The organism is Sphingomonas sp. VDB2 (genome assembly GCF_047946695.1).
Lineage (GTDB): Bacteria > Pseudomonadota > Alphaproteobacteria > Sphingomonadales > Sphingomonadaceae > Sphingobium > Sphingobium bisphenolicum.
The window spans coordinates 2,132,630-2,149,781 of the sequence record NZ_CP159615.1 but is presented as its reverse complement, the minus strand read 5'-3'; the positions used below and the strand labels follow the sequence as shown (position 1 = coordinate 2,149,781).

21 protein-coding genes are annotated in these 17,152 nt (G+C 65.9%); 16 read left to right on the top strand and 5 right to left on the bottom strand.

Features of this window, described 5'->3' with window-relative positions; all coding sequences use genetic code 11:
* Position 1: 1 nt before the first annotated feature.
* A complete protein-coding gene (locus ABT375_RS10695; RefSeq protein ID WP_416462397.1) occupies positions 2-892 on the bottom strand; it encodes an aldose 1-epimerase family protein in 891 nt (296 codons plus the stop codon).
* Between the two features lie 125 nt (positions 893-1,017).
* Here ABT375_RS10695 and ABT375_RS10690 point away from each other — a divergent pair, with 125 nt between their 5' ends.
* The 3 genes from ABT375_RS10690 to ABT375_RS10680 all read left to right on the top strand — a co-directional run bounded on the left by ABT375_RS10690 (position 1,018) and on the right by ABT375_RS10680 (position 2,611).
* A complete protein-coding gene (locus ABT375_RS10690) occupies positions 1,018-1,569 on the top strand; it encodes a hypothetical protein (protein WP_224548221.1) in 552 nt (183 codons plus the stop codon).
* A gap of 69 nt (positions 1,570-1,638) precedes the next feature.
* Positions 1,639-2,055 carry a SufE family protein gene (locus tag ABT375_RS10685; protein ID WP_224548220.1) on the top strand — a complete coding sequence of 139 codons (417 nt, stop codon included), beginning with the start codon at positions 1,639-1,641 and terminating at the stop codon, positions 2,053-2,055.
* A gap of 61 nt (positions 2,056-2,116) precedes the next feature.
* Positions 2,117-2,611 (top strand): hypothetical protein, encoded by a 495-nt coding sequence (locus ABT375_RS10680; protein WP_416462396.1) that lies wholly within the window; start codon positions 2,117-2,119, stop codon positions 2,609-2,611.
* A 36-nt stretch (positions 2,612-2,647) separates the two neighbouring features.
* On the opposite strand, the gene ggt is transcribed toward ABT375_RS10680, so the two are convergent.
* Positions 2,648-4,348: a gamma-glutamyltransferase gene (gene ggt / locus ABT375_RS10675; RefSeq protein ID WP_416462395.1), complete on the bottom strand. Its 1,701-nt coding sequence runs from the start codon at positions 4,346-4,348 to the stop codon at positions 2,648-2,650.
* Positions 4,349-4,484: 136 nt separating this feature from the next.
* Here ggt and ABT375_RS10670 point away from each other — a divergent pair, with 136 nt between their 5' ends.
* On the top strand, positions 4,485-4,904 hold the full coding sequence (locus tag ABT375_RS10670; RefSeq protein WP_416462394.1) for a YybH family protein: 420 nt from the start codon (positions 4,485-4,487) through the stop codon (positions 4,902-4,904).
* Positions 4,905-4,911: 7 nt separating this feature from the next.
* On the opposite strand, the gene ABT375_RS10665 is transcribed toward ABT375_RS10670, so the two are convergent.
* Positions 4,912-5,970 carry a quinone-dependent dihydroorotate dehydrogenase gene (locus ABT375_RS10665; RefSeq protein ID WP_416462393.1) on the bottom strand — a complete coding sequence of 353 codons (1,059 nt, stop codon included), beginning with the start codon at positions 5,968-5,970 and terminating at the stop codon, positions 4,912-4,914.
* A gap of 352 nt (positions 5,971-6,322) precedes the next feature.
* Here ABT375_RS10665 and ABT375_RS10660 point away from each other — a divergent pair, with 352 nt between their 5' ends.
* From ABT375_RS10660 to ABT375_RS10605, 12 genes are all read left to right on the top strand, one after another.
* Positions 6,323-7,264 carry a helix-turn-helix domain-containing protein gene (locus ABT375_RS10660; RefSeq protein ID WP_261936036.1) on the top strand — a complete coding sequence of 314 codons (942 nt, stop codon included), beginning with the start codon at positions 6,323-6,325 and terminating at the stop codon, positions 7,262-7,264.
* Positions 7,265-7,363: 99 nt separating this feature from the next.
* Complete coding sequence (locus ABT375_RS10655; RefSeq protein WP_224548213.1) at positions 7,364-7,807, top strand: RrF2 family transcriptional regulator; 444 nt, start codon at positions 7,364-7,366, stop codon at positions 7,805-7,807.
* Positions 7,804-9,303: a Fe-S cluster assembly protein SufB gene (sufB, locus tag ABT375_RS10650; RefSeq protein ID WP_224548211.1), complete on the top strand. Its 1,500-nt coding sequence runs from the start codon at positions 7,804-7,806 to the stop codon at positions 9,301-9,303. The genes ABT375_RS10655 and sufB overlap by 4 nt, the downstream gene beginning before the upstream one ends.
* Before the next feature lie 71 nt (positions 9,304-9,374).
* Complete coding sequence (locus ABT375_RS10645) at positions 9,375-9,797, top strand: endonuclease domain-containing protein (protein WP_416462392.1); 423 nt, start codon at positions 9,375-9,377, stop codon at positions 9,795-9,797.
* Positions 9,798-10,253 carry a hypothetical protein gene (locus tag ABT375_RS10640; RefSeq protein ID WP_261936039.1) on the top strand — a complete coding sequence of 152 codons (456 nt, stop codon included), beginning with the start codon at positions 9,798-9,800 and terminating at the stop codon, positions 10,251-10,253.
* A 3-nt stretch (positions 10,254-10,256) separates the two neighbouring features.
* Positions 10,257-11,000 (top strand): Fe-S cluster assembly ATPase SufC, encoded by a 744-nt coding sequence (gene sufC / locus ABT375_RS10635; RefSeq protein ID WP_416462391.1) that lies wholly within the window; start codon positions 10,257-10,259, stop codon positions 10,998-11,000.
* Between the two features lie 139 nt (positions 11,001-11,139).
* Positions 11,140-11,892 (top strand): SufD family Fe-S cluster assembly protein, encoded by a 753-nt coding sequence (locus ABT375_RS10630; protein WP_416462390.1) that lies wholly within the window; start codon positions 11,140-11,142, stop codon positions 11,890-11,892.
* Positions 11,889-13,094: an aminotransferase class V-fold PLP-dependent enzyme gene (locus ABT375_RS10625; protein WP_261936041.1), complete on the top strand. Its 1,206-nt coding sequence runs from the start codon at positions 11,889-11,891 to the stop codon at positions 13,092-13,094. The genes ABT375_RS10630 and ABT375_RS10625 overlap by 4 nt, the downstream gene beginning before the upstream one ends.
* Positions 13,091-13,555: an SUF system Fe-S cluster assembly protein gene (locus ABT375_RS10620; protein ID WP_416462389.1), complete on the top strand. Its 465-nt coding sequence runs from the start codon at positions 13,091-13,093 to the stop codon at positions 13,553-13,555. Before ABT375_RS10625 ends, ABT375_RS10620 begins: the two co-directional genes overlap by 4 nt.
* Positions 13,555-13,917: a HesB/IscA family protein gene (locus tag ABT375_RS10615; protein WP_224548204.1), complete on the top strand. Its 363-nt coding sequence runs from the start codon at positions 13,555-13,557 to the stop codon at positions 13,915-13,917. The genes ABT375_RS10620 and ABT375_RS10615 overlap by 1 nt, the downstream gene beginning before the upstream one ends.
* 30 nt (positions 13,918-13,947) lie before the next feature.
* Positions 13,948-14,742 (top strand): SDR family NAD(P)-dependent oxidoreductase, encoded by a 795-nt coding sequence (locus ABT375_RS10610; RefSeq protein ID WP_416462388.1) that lies wholly within the window; start codon positions 13,948-13,950, stop codon positions 14,740-14,742.
* Positions 14,743-14,819: 77 nt separating this feature from the next.
* On the top strand, positions 14,820-14,975 hold the full coding sequence (locus tag ABT375_RS10605) for a hypothetical protein (RefSeq protein WP_224548202.1): 156 nt from the start codon (positions 14,820-14,822) through the stop codon (positions 14,973-14,975).
* A gap of 99 nt (positions 14,976-15,074) precedes the next feature.
* Here the strand turns inward: ABT375_RS10605 and ABT375_RS10600 are convergent, their stop codons facing one another.
* Entirely contained in the window at positions 15,075-15,986 is a 912-nt protein-coding gene (locus ABT375_RS10600; protein WP_224548201.1) for a DMT family transporter, read from the bottom strand.
* Positions 15,979-17,010 (bottom strand): threonine aldolase family protein, encoded by a 1,032-nt coding sequence (locus ABT375_RS10595; protein WP_416462387.1) that lies wholly within the window; start codon positions 17,008-17,010, stop codon positions 15,979-15,981. Before ABT375_RS10595 ends, ABT375_RS10600 begins: the two co-directional genes overlap by 8 nt.
* Between the last annotated feature and the right edge of the window lie 142 nt (positions 17,011-17,152).

The window sequence follows — 17,152 nt, the reverse complement described above, 5'->3', positions numbered from 1 at the left end:
GTTACACGTCCACCAACGTCACGTCCATGCGGAAGGATCGGCCGTCGCCGGGCAGCAGGCACAATATGCCCTGCTTGTCCCAGACATCGCCGGTGAAGCCTACAAGGTCGGCCATGCCGGCCCAGGGTTCGACGCACAGATAATGGGCGCCCGGTTTCTGCCACAGGCCGAGCCAGGGGGTGTCGGGGAAATCGATCTTGAGGTGCGGCTGGCCGGCTACGCCCCAGGTTAGGGAGCGGCTGGCGAGGTCGTCCCAGATCAGGGCGTCGCCTTCGAATAGGGCGTGGGTGGGGATGAGCGTGTCGCCCTCCACTGGGGATGGGAAGCTTTCGCGGGCAATGAGGCCGGGTTCATGGCCGACCTTGCGGATCGGGGCGGGTTCGGGCTGCTCGAAGACGATGCGGTGATCCTCCGCCGCGCCGCCATAGGGCAGCGGCCAGGCGAAGGCGGGGTGGTAGCCGAAGCTGAACGGCATGACCGTTTCGCCCCGGTTGGTGACGGTGGCGGTCATGCGCAGCGTTGCGCCTTCAATGGCGAAGGCCATGTCGAGGCGGAAGTCGAAGGGATAGATGGCGCGCGTTTCGCTGTCCGCTTCCAGCCGCAGCAGCAGGCGATCGTCGCTTTGCTCGATGGGCAGGAAGACGCTGCGGCGCGCGAAGCCGTGCTGGGGCATCGGATAATCCTGCCCGTCCAGCCGATAGACGTCGCCGCGCGACCGGCCGACGAAGGGGAAGAGCAAGGGGGCGTGGCCGGTCCACCAGCGCGGGTCGGCGTCGGTCATCAATTCGCGCCCGGCGGCGTCCTTGAGCGACCAGAGTTCCGCGCCCAGGGGATCGATGGCGGCGGAGAGGGCGGACGAGGCGATGGTGCAGCGCGCGTCGGATCGGGACAAGAAACATCTCCTGCGGGATGGAGCCTGCCGCATAGCGCGGGGGCGGCGACTTGTCTTGCGCCACAATCGTTTCGGTCCGGAACCGACATGGCGCGTCGCTGGTTTGACAAACCGGGAGGACGACCATGAAATTGACGACCATGACTATTGCCCTGACCATGTTGGTGCCGGGCGCTGCGCTGGCCCAGGCGCCGGCGAAACCGGAGCAGGCCAAGCAGGAAGCGGCCAGGCAGGAGGCGGCTGGGCAGGAACCGGAAAAGCGCCGCGACGGCACGCTGGACAAGGCCGGCAACATCGCCACCCAGCCGGCGCGCGACATCGGCCTGGACAAAGACGAGATTCCGCCCGTGCTGCTGAAAGCGGTGGAAAATCCCTATGCCGCCCCGCCGTCGCGCACGTGCAAGGGGCTGAAGGCGTCGCTCGCCGAACTCAACGCCGTGCTGGGCGAGGATTTTACCGTCGGCGCGAAGGCGAACGAGAATCGGACCGGCAAGATCGCCGAGGCGGTCGGCAAGACGATCGTCAATTCGCTCATCCCGTTCCGCGGGCTGGTGCGCGAGATCAGCGGCGCGGCCCCGGCCGAGCGGCGCCTGCAGGCGGCGGTGACGGCGGGCGTCGCGCGGCGCGGCTATCTGCGCGGGCAGGCGGCGGCCAAGGGGTGCAAGGTCACGAGCTGATCGACATTCCGCCCAGGCGGGCCTGCAAAGCGGGTTCCGCTTTCTGCATTTGCCCCTATATGGGCGGCCATGACCGACCAGCCCCATCTCGCCGATCTCCAGGAAGACTATGCATTTCTGGACGCGGACGATCGCTATCGCCTGCTGATCGACCTGGGGCGCGGGCTGGAGGATATGCCCGACGCGCTCAAGACCGACGCGACCCTGGTGCGCGGCTGTTCGGCGGCGGTGTGGGTCTATCCTACCGTCCTCGATGATGGCCGGCTGCATTTCCTGGCGGACAGCAATGCCGCGATCACCAAGGGGATCATCGCGCTGGTGCTGCTGACCGTGCAGGACCGCGCGCCGGCCGAGATCGCGGCGGCGGACATAGAGGGCGCGCTGGCGCCGTTCGACCTCCGCAACCAGCTCAGTTCCAACCGCACCCAGGGCATTCCCAACATGATCGCGCTGATCCGCGATACGGCCGCCCGTTACACCGCTTAAGGAAACTCCCGGCCGGTTCAGACATTGTCCTTCCGTAACCATATCGGAAGGACAGGACGCAATGCGCGCCATCATGATGATCGCAGCCGTCGCCACGCTGGCGGCCTGCGGCGACAAGACACCCAAGGAACCGACCCAGCGCGAGCAGATCGGCCAGGTCTGGAAATATGAGGGCGGTGAGGGCGGCAAGCCCAAGGTCGCCTATATCGGCAGCGCCAACAGCGTGCAGACGATGACCGCGCCCGACACTTTCTCGGTCCTGCTGGTCCAGCCGCTCAAGGAAGGCGGCGCGGACGTAACGGTCAAGCTGGTCGGCGCGCCCTTCACCTGCGACCTGTCGGATTGCCGGATCACGGCCACCACCGACGACGGCAAGCGCCACGAATGGCAGGGGCGGATGGCGACCAATGACGACGGGATCGCCATCGCGCCATCGCAGGGGGCCTATGATGCGATCAAGGCCGCCAAGAGTTTGAAGGTCGACCTGGTCGTGGATGGCAAGGCGCAGACCGCGCCGTTCGACTTCGACGTGGCGGGGCTGGATTTGAAGGGGTGATCCGTCATTGCGAGCGGAGTGGGCCGAAGACCGGCTTCACTCCTGCAACGAAACCCCCGGACTGCGCGGGTCGGCGGCGCCGACCCAGTGGCCGTCGGCCATGCGTTCGGCGGCATTGGCCTTGAGGCCCATGCGGTTGACGCTGACGCGGTGGCCCAGTTTCTCCAGCGGCGCCTTCATCGCCTCCAGCGAGGTGCCCTGTTCCAGCACCAGCCCGTCGCCGTTGAAGAAGAGGAGGCCGTGCGCGATCGACTCCTGCGCGGACAGGCCCCAGTCGAAATGCGCGATCAGCGCCTTGGCGACCTGCATGATGATGGTCTTGCCGCCCGCCGCGCCGACGGTGAAGATCGGCGTGCCCTTGTCGTCATAGACGATGGTCGGCGACATGGAGGAGAGGGGGCGCTTGCCCGCCTCCACCCGGTTGGCGACCGGCTTGCCGTCCTTTTCGGGCGTGAAGCTGAAATCGGTCAGTTCATTGTTCAGGATCACGCCATTGGCGATCAGCTGGCTGCCGAAGAAGCTTTCGATCGTGGAGGTCCAGGCGGCGATGTCGCCATTGCGATCCACCGCGACGAAATGGCTGGTGCCGCTTTCGGGCTGGGGCAGCGACGCGGTGCGCGGCCGGGCGCCGGGGGGCGTACCGGGCTTGTAGACATTCAATGCTTTGTTCAGGCGGATGAGCGACGAGCGCTGTTTCAGATAGGCGGGATCGATCATGCCGCTGACCGGCACCGACACGAAATCGGGATCGCCCAGCCATGTGTCGCGATCGGCATAGGCCAGTTGCATCGCTTCGCCGATGACATGCCAGCTACGTGGATCGTCCTTGCCCCATTGGGCGAGCGGGAAGCGTTCGACCATGCCGAGAATCTCCAGCACGGTGACGCCACCGGCCGACGCCGGCCCCATGCCGCAGACGGTATAGGCGCGATAGTGACCGCAGACCGGCTTGCGCGGCTTGGCCTGATAGCCGGCCAGATCCGCTTCCGTCATCGGCACCGGATTCTTGGGCGCATGGGTGACGGCCTGGCTGATGAGGCGGGCGTTTTCGCCGGTGTAGAAGGCGTCCGGGCCTTCCGCCGCGATCCGCTTGAACAGGGCGGCGAGCGGCAGGTTTTTGAGGTGGGTGCCGACGGGCGGCGGGGCGCCGTCGATCCAGAAGGCTTTCTGGATTTCGGGGAAGTCGGCCCAGATGCTCTGGGTCGCGCGCAGCGCTGTGGCGGTGCGTTCGCCCAGGTCGAAGCCATCCTGCGCGTAGCGGATCGCGGGCGCGAACAGATCGGCCCAGGGCAGCTTGCCCCATTTCTTGTGCGCGTCCCACGCCATGCGCAGATTGCCCGGCACGCCGGCCGAATAGCCGCCCGGCCAGGCCTGAATGAAGGGCAGGGGCTTGCCGTCCGGTCCCATGAAGCGATCCGGCCGGGCAGCGGCCGGCGCGGTTTCGCGCCCATCGATCGATTCCAGCAGGCCGGTCGCGCCGTCATGATGCATCAGGAATCCACCGCCGCCGATGCCGCTATTATGCGGTTCCACGACGTTCAACGTCAGCATCATCGCGATCGCGGCATCGGTCGCGCTGCCGCCCCTGCGCAATATCTCCTGCCCCGCCTGCGCCGCGCGCGGATCGGCGGCGGACACGGTGGCGTTGGTCGACACCGGCTCGCGGGCGAGGGCGGACGCGGGGATGAGGGCGAGGAGGGCGAACGGGGCCAGCAGGCCGGGAAGGCGGGAGATCATGGCCGTCACCCTAGCCATAAGGTTGCGCGCGGCAACCCTTTGTGGCGGTTCTGGGCGGTCGCGATCAACAACAGCCGGCTCGTCCAGACCGACTTTCGCGATAGCAGACAGGCGATACAGGCGTTAGCATCGGCATATGGACAGCATAGATACACTCGCGGACGCATATGCCCTGGCCGTCTACGAGAAAGACGAGGCCGCTTTCCTGTCCTTATACGACATGGACGTGCTTGTCTTCGATGCATGGGGGCCATGGTCTTATGAAGGCCGGGATGCATGGGCGGCCATGGTGCGGGACTGGTTTGCATCGCTGGGCGAAGAGCGCGTCAAAGTCACATTCACGCCGGAGAAGAGTCTGGTCGGGGACGACTGGGCCGTCTGGTGCGCCACGACGCGCTACGCCGCCATCGCGCCATCGGGCGAAGAATTGCGCGCGCTGGAAAACAGGACGAGCTGGTCCCTTCGGCGTCGGGACGGTCGGTGGCGGATCGTGCATGAACATTCGTCCGGCCCGGCGGATTTCGAGACGCTCAAAGTGACGCTGCATCGCCCCTGACGCGATCCTATTGCACGTCGACCCCGATCGCCTCGCCGATCGTTTTCACGCCATCCCGCGCCATCAGCGCCTTCAGCCCGGCATTGATCCGTTTCGCGAGATACGGCCCTTCATAGACCAGCGCGCTGTAGAGCTGGACCAGCGAGGCGCCGGCGCGGAGGCGGGCATAGGCCTGTTCCGCATTGGCGATGCCGCCCACGCCGATCAGGGGCAGGCGGGTGCCGGTGAGGCGGCGAAAGTCCTTGAGCCGCGCCAGCGACAGGCCGGTCAGCGGCGCGCCGGACAGGCCGCCCGCTTCGCCAGCAAGGGCCGATCGCAGCGCGGGGCGGGTGATGGTGGTGTTGGACACGATCAGCGCATCGACGCGATGGTCGAGGCAGGCGGCGGCGATATCCTCGACATCGGCCGGTTCCAAGTCGGGGGCGACTTTCAGGAAGATGGGTGTCGTTCCCGCGCCCCGCGCGGCCATCACCGCCGAGAGCAGATCGTCGAGCGCCGCCCGGCCCTGCAACGCGCGCAGGCCCGGCGTGTTGGGGGAGGAGATGTTGACGGTCAGATAGTCGGCCAGCGGCGCCATGCAGGTGACGCCGGTCGCATAGTCGGCGATGCCGCGCCCGGCCGCGGTCGCATCCTTGTTCGCGCCGATATTGATGCCGATCACCGGGCCGCCGCTCTCCACCGGCCGGCGATAGCGCGCGATCCGGTCCGCCGCGGCGCCCTGGCCGCCATTGTTGAAGCCGAAGCGGTTGATGACGGCGCGGTCCTCGACCAGGCGGAACAGGCGCGGCTGGGGATTGCCCGGCTGGGCCAGCGGGGTCAGCGTGCCCAGTTCGGCGAATCCGAAGCCCAGCCCGTGCATCTTGTGGGCGATGCGCCCGTCCTTGTCATAGCCCGCGGCCAGGCCGACCGGGTTGGGAAAGCGGATTCCCGCCACCACCGACTCCAGCATCGGGTCGGGCGCCAGCGGCGCGGGCGTCGGCATCAGCCGCAGCGCGGCGATCGAGAGATGGTGGGCGCGCTCGGCATCCAGGGCGAACAGCAGCGGGCGGATCAGGCGATAGGACATGGCCCTGCCTATGCCAGCGGACCCTTCGTCCGTCGAGTCACTGTGGCCATGGGGCAACAGCGGAGGGTTCGGGTTATTTCATGACAAGAAACGTCATGAATGACACCGTTTGCGCGCCGAAAATGTCCGTTTCATCCAATAAAGTTGCTGTGATTCGGGCGTAAAGCCGCCTTGCGACCCGAAGGCTCTCTGGCCTATGGCCAATGAGACCTTTTACTGACCCGGCGGTGCAAACCGCCGGGTCATTTTTTTTGGGCTGCGGCTGCTAGCTGTCGAAAAACTTTACAATTTTTCCGTCCGGCCGCTTGCGCCGCGCCCGTGTTGGCGCATAGTGACCGGCAGGGGTGAAAAAATGGGGTCGCATCACAGCGATAATGTGGCGCACGCAGTCGCGTTGCCGGATGACCGCGGGCCGCTGTCCTATACGGTCGATGCCGCGCAGGGGCCTGTCCGGCTGCGCTATTTCGCACCGCCTGCGCATCTGCGCGCCTATTTCGGATCGCTCTATTATTTCACCGTCGCGGCCGATCGCTATGCCGACTTCACCCGCGCCGACGTGCCGCAGTTGCGGCTGATGCTGGAGGGTGGCGGCGACTATCATTTCCAGGACGGAACCGTGATGGCGACGCCCGACGTCTGCCTGCTGGGGCCGACCATGGGCGCGACTCGATTCGAAGTCGACCGGCCGTTGCGGGTGATGGGCATTTCCCTGCTGCCCGCCGGCTGGCTGGCGCTGCACGGCGGCGACGCCAGCGCGCTGGCGGACGGGCTGTGCGATCTCGCGGCCGAACGGGGCGACGTCTATGCCCGGCTGCTGGACAGGTTGCGCGCGCTGGGCGACGATGCCGACGCGATGGCCGCGCTGTGCTGGAGCGAACTGGGGCGGCTGACGCGACCGCTGCGCCCCGCGACGTGGGAATTGCTGGCGGCGATCGACGCCTGGCTGATGGACGAAGGATCGCCGCGGATCGAGGTGCTGGCCGAAACCACCGGCCTGTCGCCGCGCCAGCTCGCTCGCCTTGCCAATAAATATTATGGCGCGGCGCCCAAGCTGCTGGCGCGCAAATATCGGGCCCTGCGCTGTTCCGCGCGCATCGCGCTGGACGGAGTGAGCTGGCAGCAGCTTTGCGAGGAGGGCGGCTTTTACGACCAGTCGCACTTCATCCGGGAGATCAAGCATTTCATCGGCCTGACCCCGCACCAGTTGCAGACCGAGCCGTCCGCGGTGGCGCAACTGACGCTCCTGCGCCGCTCGCTGGGCGGCGACGTGGCGGTGCTGAATCGCCTGAGTTAAGGGCGGCCAAGCAAAATTGCCTTGATTATCGGCGCTCGGCGGACCACATGCGGCCAATCGGATGGAATCAGTCCGATTTGAGAATGGTTCGCAATTGATATGAAATTATCGAGCTTTGCCGACTATGCGGTCGTGTTGATGTCCGCCGCCGCGCGCCATTGCGGCCACGCTGGGCTTGCCCCGGCGGAATCGCAGCGCGTAGCGAAGATGAACGCGACCACATTGAGCGCCGAAACCGGCATTCCGCTGCCCACCGCCCAGAAGCTGGTGAGCCGGCTGTCGGCGGCCGGGTTGCTCGAGTCGAGCCGCGGTACGGGCGGCGGCGTGCGGCTGTCGCGCCCACCCGCCACGATCACGCTGGCCGATGTGGTGGAGGCGGTCGAAGGGCCGATCGCCATGACCGCCTGCAACGAGCAGGGCGCGCATGACTGCAATCTGGAAACCGACTGCCGCATCCGCCCGCATATGAACGTTGCCAATGAAGCGATCCGATCCGCCCTTGCCGGCGTCACCATCGCCAGCCTTAGCAGAGAAATGGCATGACCGAACAAGCAACCACCGTTCAAGGCTATTCTGGCCGTAACGCCGAAGCGCAGGAGGCGGCCGATCGCGCCTCCACCTACGAACATGGCTGGTCGTCGGCGATCGAACAGGATTTCGCGCCCAAGGGGCTGAACGAGGATACGGTCCGCTTCATTTCCGCCAAGAAGAAGGAGCCGCAATGGCTGCTCGACTGGCGGCTGAAGGCGTTCGCCATGTGGAAGACGATGACGCCGCCGGACTGGGCGAAGCTCAACGTCCCGCCGATCGACTATCAGGACGCCTATTATTACGCCGAGCCGAAGAAGAAGGTGGAGCTGGACAGCCTGGACGAGGTCGATCCGGAGATATTGGCGACCTACAAAAAGCTGGGCATTCCCATCGCCGAACAGGAAGTGCTGGCAGGGGTGAAGGGTTCGCGCCGGGTCGCGGTGGATGCGGTGTTCGACAGCGTGTCGGTCGCCACGACCTTCCGCAAGGAGCTGGAGGAAGCGGGGGTCATCTTCCGCTCGATCAGCGAGGCGGTGCGCGAATATCCCGACCTGATCCGCAAATGGCTGGGCAAGGTCGTGCCGATGCACGACAATTATTTCGCGACATTGAACTGTGCGGTCTTTTCCGATGGGACGTTCGTTTATATCCCCAAGGGGGTGCGTTGCCCGATGGAATTGTCCACCTATTTTCGCATCAACGCGGAGAATACGGGGCAGTTCGAGCGGACTCTGATCGTCGCGGACGAGGGCAGCTATGTCTCCTATCTGGAGGGCTGCACCGCGCCGATGCGCGACGAGAATCAGTTGCACGCGGCCGTCGTCGAACTGGTCGCGCTGGACGACGCCGAGATCAAATATTCGACCGTCCAGAACTGGTATCCCGGCGACGCCGACGGCAAGGGCGGCATCTATAATTTCGTGACCAAGCGGGCGCTGTGTCAGGGCAGGAACAGCAAGGTGTCGTGGACGCAGGTCGAGACGGGGTCCGCGATCACCTGGAAATATCCGTCCTGTGTGCTGAATGGCGAGAATAGCGTCGGCGAGTTTTACTCGGTGGCGCTGACCAACAACAGGCAGCAGGCCGACACCGGCACCAAGATGATCCATAACGGCAAGGGGTCGCGCTCGACCATCGTGTCGAAGGGGATCAGCGCCGGGCGGTCCAACAACACCTATCGCGGGCTGGTGCGGGTGGCGCCGGGGGCGGAAGGGGTGCGCAACTTTACCCAGTGCGACAGCCTGCTGCTGGGGGATCAGTGCGGCGCGCATACCGTGCCTTATATCGAGGTGCGTAATCCGAGCGCGCAGATCGAGCATGAAGCGACGACGTCAAAGATTTCCGACGACCAGCTTTTCTATGCGATGCAGCGCGGGCTGGATGCGGAGAGCGCGGTGTCGCTGATCGTCAACGGCTTCGCGCGCGAAGTGCTGCAGCAGTTGCCGATGGAGTTTGCGGTCGAGGCGCAGAAGCTGCTGGGGATTTCGCTGGAAGGCAGCGTGGGGTGAGGGACAAGGGGCAACCCATGGACTCCCCTCCCCTTCAGGGGAGGGGCCGGGGGTGGGGGTGGGGGCTGTCCGTGCGGCAGCTTTCTACGATGCAAGATCGTGCGCGCAAGATGCGGCACGATCCGACCGAGCCGGAAAAGCGGCTTTGGCGTGTCCTGTCGGGTTCAAAGCTGGGCGGCTATAAATTCCGACGGCAGGCGGTTGCCGGTTACGCTGTTGCTGATTTTCTGTGTCCGCAGAAAGCCGTCATCGTTGAGATCGACGGCGATACGCACGCTGATGGTTCGGATTCTGAGCGTGATCATCGGCTGAGCGAACAGGGCTATCACGTCATTCGTTTCGGGAATGCTGATGTGATGACGAATTTGGAAGGTGTGTGCGAAAGGTTGCTGGCTGTTTTGGAGACTGCACCTGACCGTTGGCACAACCCCCACCCCAACCCCTCCCCTGAAGGGGAGGGGCTTTTCGAGATCAATGAAAAGACGAGTGACTAGATGAGCGACGAAGACGATATTCAGGATGCCCTTGCGGATTTTGCGGAGGATGTCGGCAATGGCCAGTCATGGACCGCTGCGATCCGGATCCTGACCGAGGATTATGAGCTGGAAGAGGGCGAGCTGGAGCCGCGTGCGCGCGCCGATTTCGGCGACCTCGACGCCTATGAGGCGCAGAGTCGCGCGGCGCTGGAGGCCGGCGACGTCGCCTTCACCGAGAAGCTGCGCAAGGACAAGGCTTTCCACAAGGCGAAGGCGCCCAACCTGGCCCGCATGGGGCCGGTCAGCGAATTCGTCGTCGCGCTGCTGGAAAAGGGCGCGCCGGAGCCGGATGCCGACTGGTGGCCCTATATGCCGATCAAGCGGCATATCGACACGCTGTTTCCCGCGCCGGGCGACGTGCGCGACATGGCGTTCTGGACCGCGCGGACGCTCGAGCGGGCGCATAAGGGGTAAGAGATGCTGACGATCGACAATCTGACCAACGAAATCGACGGCAAGGCGATCCTGAAGGGATTGTCGCTGACCATCAACGCGGGCGAAATCCATGCGATCATGGGGCCGAACGGCGCGGGCAAGTCGACGCTGGCCTATACGCTGGGCGGGCGGCCGGGCTATGATGTGACCGGCGGCACGGCGACGTTCGAGGGTGCGGACCTGTTCGAACTGGAGCCGCATGAACGCGCCGCCGCCGGGCTGTTCCTGGGCTTCCAATATCCGGTCGAGATTCCCGGCGTCTCCAACCTGCAATTCCTGCGCGAAAGCCTCAATAGCCAGCGCCGCGCGCGGGGCGAGAAGGAATTGAACGGCGGCGAGTTCATCCGCCTCGCCAAGGAAAAAGCCGCGCTGCTGGGCCTCGACATGGAAATGCTCAAGCGGCCGGTGAATGTCGGCTTTTCGGGCGGCGAGAAGAAGCGCGCCGAAATGGTGCAGATGGGCATCCTCGACCCCAGGCTCGCCATCCTCGACGAGACGGACTCCGGCCTCGACATCGACGCATTGAAGATCGTGGGCGCGGGGATCAACGCGATCATGCGCAAGAGCGACAAGGCCGTGCTGCTCATCACCCATTATCAGCGGCTGCTCGATTATGTGAAGCCGGACTTCGTCCATGTGCTGGCGGCGGGCCGGATCGTGAAGTCGGGCGGGCCGGAACTGGCGCTGGAGCTGGAACGCGAAGGCTATGCCGAGGTGGTGGCGTGAGCAATGCAACACAACTGCCGTTCGTTTCGAGCCCTTCGACGGCCTGCCAAGGCAGGCGCTCAGGACAGGCCAAGGTCGAGAAACGCAGGCGCAGCGCTAGCCGCTTCTCGATTTCGCTCGAAGCGAACGGAGGCGGGGAATGACTGTGCTCGCTCTCCCCACGCGCAAGGACGAAGACTGGCGCTATAGCGATGTCGAGGCTGTCGCCGCGATTTGGCCGACGCCCGCGCCGACGCGGATCGACGTGGCCGAAGGCGATACGGCGCGTCATCATCTGGTGCAGGACGCGGCGGATGGGACGGCGGCGGTGCATGACTATGTCATCACCATCGCCGACGGGGCGCGGTGCGATTTCCATGTGTTGAATATCGGCGGCAAGCTGGGGCGTGTGACCTTCACCGTGACGCTCGGCAGCCAGGCGCATTTCGAGCTCAATGGCGCGATATTGGGCGGCGGCGACCAGACGCTGGAGATCATCACCAGCGTCACCCATGCCAAGCCCGATTCGACCAGCGGCCAGACGATCCGGTCGATCCTGGGGCAGCGTGCGACCGGCAGCTATCTGGGCAGCATCAATGTCGCGCGCAATGCGCAGCGCACCGACGCCTTCCAGTCGATCAAGGCGATGCTGCTGGACCGGACGGCGACGGCGAACGCCAAGCCGGAGCTGGAAATCTTCGCCGACGACGTGAAATGCGCCCATGGCGCGACCGTGGGCGAACTGGACAAGACGGCGCTCTTCTACATGGCGAGCCGGGGCATGGACCCGGCGACGGCCAAGACGCTGCTGCTGCGCTCCTTCGTCGCGGGCGTGTTCGACGACGTCGCGGACGAGGCGGTCAAGGATGTGCTGGAAGCGGCCGCGATCGCCAAGCTGGAGGCCCTGGTATGACCGATCTGGCCCAGACTTTGCGGCTGCGGGACGATTTCCCCGGTGTCGGGGACTGGCACTATCTCGACAGCGCCGCCACCGCGCAAAAGCCCAACGCCGTGATCGACGCGATCGCGCGCGCCTATGGCCCGGACTATGCGACGGTGCATCGCGGCGTGTACGAGCGGTCGGCCAATATGACGCTCGCCTATGAAGCGGCGCGGCGGAAGGTGGCGGGCTTCATCGGCGCGGCGAGCGACGGGGAAATCGTCTATGTCCGCGGCGCGACCGAGGGGATCAACCTGGTCGCGCAATGCTGGGCCGGGACGCAGCTCAAGGCGGGCGACCGCATCCTGCTGTCCACGCTGGAGCATCACAGCAATATCGTGCCGTGGCAGATCGTCGCGGAGAAAGTCGGCGCCGCGATCGACGTCGTGCCGCTGACGCAGGACGGCAAGATCGACCTCGACGCGATGCGCGCGATGATTACGCCGCAGCACCGGATGGTCGCGCTGGCCCATGTGTCCAACGTGCTGGGCAGCGTGCTGGACGTGCGCCGCGCTGCCGACATCGCCCATATGGTGGGCGCGAAGATATTGATCGACGGCTGCCAGGCGGTGCCGCGGCTGGCGATCGACGTGGCTGCGATGGACTGCGATTTCTACGTCTTTTCCGCGCACAAACTCTATGGCCCGACCGGCATCGGCGTGCTGTGGGGGCGGGCCGAACTGCTGGACGCCATGCCCCCCTATCAGGGCGGCGGATCGATGATCGACAAGGTGACGTTCGAAAAGACCACCTACGCGCCCGCGCCGACCCGGTTCGAGGCGGGGACGCCGCACATCACCGGCGTCGTCGGGCTTTCGGCGGCGATCGACTATGTACAGGGCATCGGGTTGGACAGGGTCCACGCCCATGAGTGCGCGCTGGTGGCCAAGGCGCGGGCGGCGCTGGAGAATATCAACAGCGTCCGCCTGTTCGGGCCGGACGACAGCGCGGGAATCCTCTCTTTCGAGGTAGAGGGGGTGCATCCGCATGATGTCGGCACCATATTGGACGAAACGGGCGTCGCGATCCGGGCCGGCCATCATTGCGCACAGCCGCTGATGCGGCATCTGGGCGTCGAGGCGACCGCACGGGCCAGCTTCGGCATCTATAGCGACGAGAGCGACGTGGATGCGCTGGTGCGCGGACTTGAACGGGTAAGGAAAATCTTCGGATGAGCGAAGAGCATAAGATCATGATCGAGGAAGTCGAGGCGGTCGAAACCCCGCCCAAGGCGCGCGTCGAAGAGGCCGCGGATGCGGCGCCGCGCCAGCGCGACTATCTGGACGGCTTCCTGTCCGCCAAGCCCAGCGACGTGCCGGCCGGCGAACCGGGGGGCGATCTATATGACGCGATCATCGAGGCGCTGAAGGAGATTTTCGATCCGGAAATCCCGGTCAACATCTATGATCTGGGCCTGATCTACGGGGTCGACTTGACGGACGATGGCCATGCCGTCGTCACCATGACGCTGACCACGCCGCATTGCCCGGTCGCCGAATCCATGCCGGGCGAAGTCGAACTGCGCGTCGGCGCGGTGCCGGGCGTGGGCGATGCGCAGGTCAATCTGGTCTGGGATCCGCCATGGGACCCGCAGAAGATGAGCGACGAGGCGAAGCTGGAACTGGGGATGCTCTGATGACCGACGTGCAGACCAAGACCCGCGCGCGCCCCGCCGCCGTCATCCTGACGCCGACGTCGCAGGCGCGCATCGCCGAACTGATGCGCCAAGCGCCCGAGGGCGCGATCGGGGTCAAGCTCTCCACCCCCAAGCGCGGCTGTTCGGGCCTGGCCTATTCGGTCGACTATGTGTCGGAAGAGACCACGTTCGACGAGAAGATCGAGACGCCGGGCGGGGTGCTCTATATCGACGGCGCGTCGGTGCTGTACCTGATCGGATCGACGATGGACTGGGTGGAGGATGATTTCACCGCCGGTTTCGTCTTCAACAACCCCAACGCCAAGGGTAGCTGCGGCTGTGGCGAGAGCTTCACGGTCTAGGGCGCAACAGCCGAACGGAGGTGGGTTGTATTGCCGCATCTGCTCATCCTCGGCATGGGCTATACCGCCGCTCGCCTGGCCGGTCGCCTGCGTGGGGAAGGGTGGCGCGTTACCGGCGTCAGGCGTCACGCCGACTCGGATATCCTTGCCTTCGATGATGAGCCAGCCGTCCGCGCCGCCATCGCCGGCGCGACCCACATTCTCTCCTCCGTCCCGCCCGAAGGAGGCGTGGACCCCGTGCTGATCCGCTATGGCCAGGCCATCGCCGCCGCGCCGGCGTTGTGGACCGGCTATTTGTCGTCCACCGGCGTCTATGGCGATGCGGCCGGCGCCTGGGTGGATGAGGCCAGCCCGGTGGGGCAGGGGCGGCGCACCGCGCGGGCCGCCGCCGACGCCGACTGGGGCGCGCTGCGTCCCGACATGCGCCGCTTTCGCCTGCCGGGCATTTATGGGCCGGGGCGATCGGCGCTGGACCGGGTGCGCGAGGGAAAGGCGCATCGCATCGCCCTGCCCGATCAGGTCTTCAGCCGCGTCCATGTGGATGACATCGTCGCCGGGGCGATCGCCAGCTTCGATGGACCGCCCGGCGTCTATAATCTGGCTGACGACCTGCCCTGCGCGCAGAACGACGTGATCGAGGCGGCCTGCGACCTGCTGGGCCGGCCCTGGCCGCCGCTCCAGACCATGGGGGAGGCCGCCCTGTCGCCGATGGCGCGCGGCTTCTATGCCGAAAATCGCCGCGTCGCCAATGGCCGGGCGAAGCGGCTGCTGGGCTGGGCGCCGCTCTATCCGACCTACCGCCAGGGGTTGCGCGCCTGCCTGTGAAGCGGGTCGGCGCATGGTTTACGCCTTGTTAACCGGATCACGCGAAGACGGGATCGTCATTCAGCGAGGACGATCCCATGACCCGTATCGACAAGGCCTTTTCCGCGCTCAGCGACCGGATGCAGCATCTGTCCGCGCCCGGCCGCCCCGCGACTTCGCCCGAATCGGTCGCCAGCCTGCTCGCCAAGGTCGATGCCGCCAAGCGGCGCTACCAGCCGGGGGCGATGCGCTAGCGCGCGCTGCGTTTAATCGAATGCGGGCCGGACGCTCTGGTTTTTTGTTTTCGCATCGTTTTTAGCGGAAAACCGGTTCCTGCTTTTCCGCACGATGCGCTAAGCCGCCTTCGAGCGCAGCGCGATGCCCATCCCCGCGATCGCCAGCAGCGCGCCGACGATCGCCAGCGCGCTCCAGCGATAGCCCTCCGCCACGGTGGAGATCAGCATCGCGATCACCGGGATCAGCACGCTGGTATAGGCGGCGCGGCCCGCGCCCATGCGCTGGATCAGGGTGAAGTAGAGCGGGAAGGTCACGACCGACCCGGCGATCCCCAGCCAGCCTATGCCCAGCACATAGCCCCACCGCATGTCGAACTGCGGCGGGCCGACGGTGGCCCAGGCGAAGAGCGCGTCCACCCCGGCGCCGATCAGCATCGCCCAGGCCAGCACCGCCACCATCGGCAGCCGCCGGGCGATGTCCATGCCCTGCATGACATTGGCGGCCGAGGCGCTCATCAGGCCGGCGAGCGAGAAGGCCGCGCCCAGCAGCACCATGTCGGGCCGAGCTATATCGTTTTGCATTGGGGCGGCATGATATTCGTGCAGCAGCATGAGTATGATGCCCGTCACCGCGACCAGCGACCCGCCGATGAAGGCGCGGCTTACCGACACCCGGAAGATCAGCCAGGCGAGGATCGAATTGGGGATCAGCAGCATCGCATAGACGACCGCGACCACGCCGGAGGTCAGATAATGTTCCGCCCGATAGACGAAGTTGAAGTTCAGGACGAACTGCGCCACGCCCAGCAGCGCAGCGTAGAGCAGGCCCGCCCCGCCGATATTGAGCGACACGCCGCGCAGTCGGGCGAAGGCGGCCATGGCGATGCCGGCGAGCAGGAAACGGTAGCAGACCGACCAACTGGCCGGGACCGAGCCGATCTGGTCTCGGATCACGATCCAGGTCGAACTCCAGATCAGGGTGACGAGGATGAAAGGCAGGATGACGCCGTTCGATCTGCTCTCAGCCATCGGTGAGCGCCTTGAGCGCCTGCGCCAGCGGCGCGACGCTGGCCGCGTCCTGCGCCCAGTTGGTGACCAGCCGCGCCGCGCCCTCGCCCCAGTCGTAGAAATCGAAGCCCTGCGCGCGCAACAGGGCGGCCTCGTCGGCGGACAGGCGGATGAACAGTTCGTTCGCCTGCACCGGGTGGAGCAGGCGGCCGGCGGCGCCACCGGCAAGCGCCCGCGCCGCCGCATTGGCCGCGCGGGCATTGGCCAGCCACAGATCGCCCTCGACCATCGCCAAAATCTGGGCGGCGAGATAGCGGCCCTTGGAGAAGAGATGCCCCGACCGCTTGCGCCAGCGCTTCGCTTCGGCCGCGCGTGCTGCGGCCTGTTCGCCGAAGAAGAGCAGCGCCTCGCCGATCATGCCGCCATTTTTGACGCAGCCGAAGCTGAGCGCATCCACCCCCGCGCGCCAGGTGACGTCGGCGGGCGCGCAGCCCAGATGCGCGACCGCATTGGCGAAGCGCGCCCCATCCATGTGAAAGCCCAGGCCATGCGCCCTGGCCAGTTCGCCCAGCGCCGCGACTTCGTCCGGGCTGTAGACCAGACCATATTCGGTGGCGTTGGTGATGCTGATCGCGCGGGCCGGCACCTGATGCACGTCGGGACGGATCGCCTTCAGCCGGTCGGCGACGACGTCCGGCGTCAGCTTCGCGCCCGCGCCGGGTAGCGGCATCAGCGTCGCGCCATGGGTGAAGAAGCCCGGCGCGCCGCATTCATCGACGACGATATGCGCTTCCTCATGGCAGATCACGCCGCCATAGGGGGGACAGAGGCACGCCAGCGCGATGCTGTTCGCCGCCGTGCCGGTCGCGATCCACAGCGCATGGACCGGGGTGCTGACCGGGGTGTCGAACAGGGCGCTGAACGCCCCGTCCAGCCGTGCGCTCCAGGCGTCGCCATCATAGCCATGGTCGGCCTGGTCGGCCGCGGCGATGGCCGCCATCACGGCGGGGCTGATGCGGGTGGCGTTGTCCGAGAAAAAATGCATGGCGCAAGCGATACAAGGACGTCGCGCGGGCGGGAAGGGGCCAGCGGGGGACAATTGGCCTTTTTCCAATTGTAGAATTAGTCAGTAAGCATGACCCATTGTTTCGCAGGCCGCTCTATGACATAGGCGGCCGATCCGAGCC

Coding starts and splice junctions, on each gene's coding strand:
- ABT375_RS10630 (WP_416462390.1), top strand. CDS start 11,140: ATGACTGTGCTCGCTCTCCCCACGCGCAAGGACGAAGACTGGCGCTAT.
- ABT375_RS10670 (WP_416462394.1), top strand. CDS start 4,485: ATGGACAGCATAGATACACTCGCGGACGCATATGCCCTGGCCGTCTAC.
- ABT375_RS10680 (WP_416462396.1), top strand. CDS start 2,117: ATGCGCGCCATCATGATGATCGCAGCCGTCGCCACGCTGGCGGCCTGC.
- ABT375_RS10605 (WP_224548202.1), top strand. CDS start 14,820: ATGACCCGTATCGACAAGGCCTTTTCCGCGCTCAGCGACCGGATGCAG.
- sufB (WP_224548211.1), top strand. CDS start 7,804: ATGACCGAACAAGCAACCACCGTTCAAGGCTATTCTGGCCGTAACGCC.
- ABT375_RS10595 (WP_416462387.1), bottom strand. CDS start 17,010: ATGCATTTTTTCTCGGACAACGCCACCCGCATCAGCCCCGCCGTGATG.
- ABT375_RS10665 (WP_416462393.1), bottom strand. CDS start 5,970: ATGTCCTATCGCCTGATCCGCCCGCTGCTGTTCGCCCTGGATGCCGAG.
- ABT375_RS10655 (WP_224548213.1), top strand. CDS start 7,364: ATGAAATTATCGAGCTTTGCCGACTATGCGGTCGTGTTGATGTCCGCC.
- ABT375_RS10615 (WP_224548204.1), top strand. CDS start 13,555: ATGACCGACGTGCAGACCAAGACCCGCGCGCGCCCCGCCGCCGTCATC.
- ABT375_RS10690 (WP_224548221.1), top strand. CDS start 1,018: ATGAAATTGACGACCATGACTATTGCCCTGACCATGTTGGTGCCGGGC.
- ABT375_RS10625 (WP_261936041.1), top strand. CDS start 11,889: ATGACCGATCTGGCCCAGACTTTGCGGCTGCGGGACGATTTCCCCGGT.
- ABT375_RS10600 (WP_224548201.1), bottom strand. CDS start 15,986: ATGGCTGAGAGCAGATCGAACGGCGTCATCCTGCCTTTCATCCTCGTC.
- ABT375_RS10685 (WP_224548220.1), top strand. CDS start 1,639: ATGACCGACCAGCCCCATCTCGCCGATCTCCAGGAAGACTATGCATTT.
- sufC (WP_416462391.1), top strand. CDS start 10,257: ATGCTGACGATCGACAATCTGACCAACGAAATCGACGGCAAGGCGATC.
- ABT375_RS10640 (WP_261936039.1), top strand. CDS start 9,798: ATGAGCGACGAAGACGATATTCAGGATGCCCTTGCGGATTTTGCGGAG.
- ggt (WP_416462395.1), bottom strand. CDS start 4,348: ATGATCTCCCGCCTTCCCGGCCTGCTGGCCCCGTTCGCCCTCCTCGCC.
- ABT375_RS10620 (WP_416462389.1), top strand. CDS start 13,091: ATGAGCGAAGAGCATAAGATCATGATCGAGGAAGTCGAGGCGGTCGAA.
- ABT375_RS10660 (WP_261936036.1), top strand. CDS start 6,323: ATGGGGTCGCATCACAGCGATAATGTGGCGCACGCAGTCGCGTTGCCG.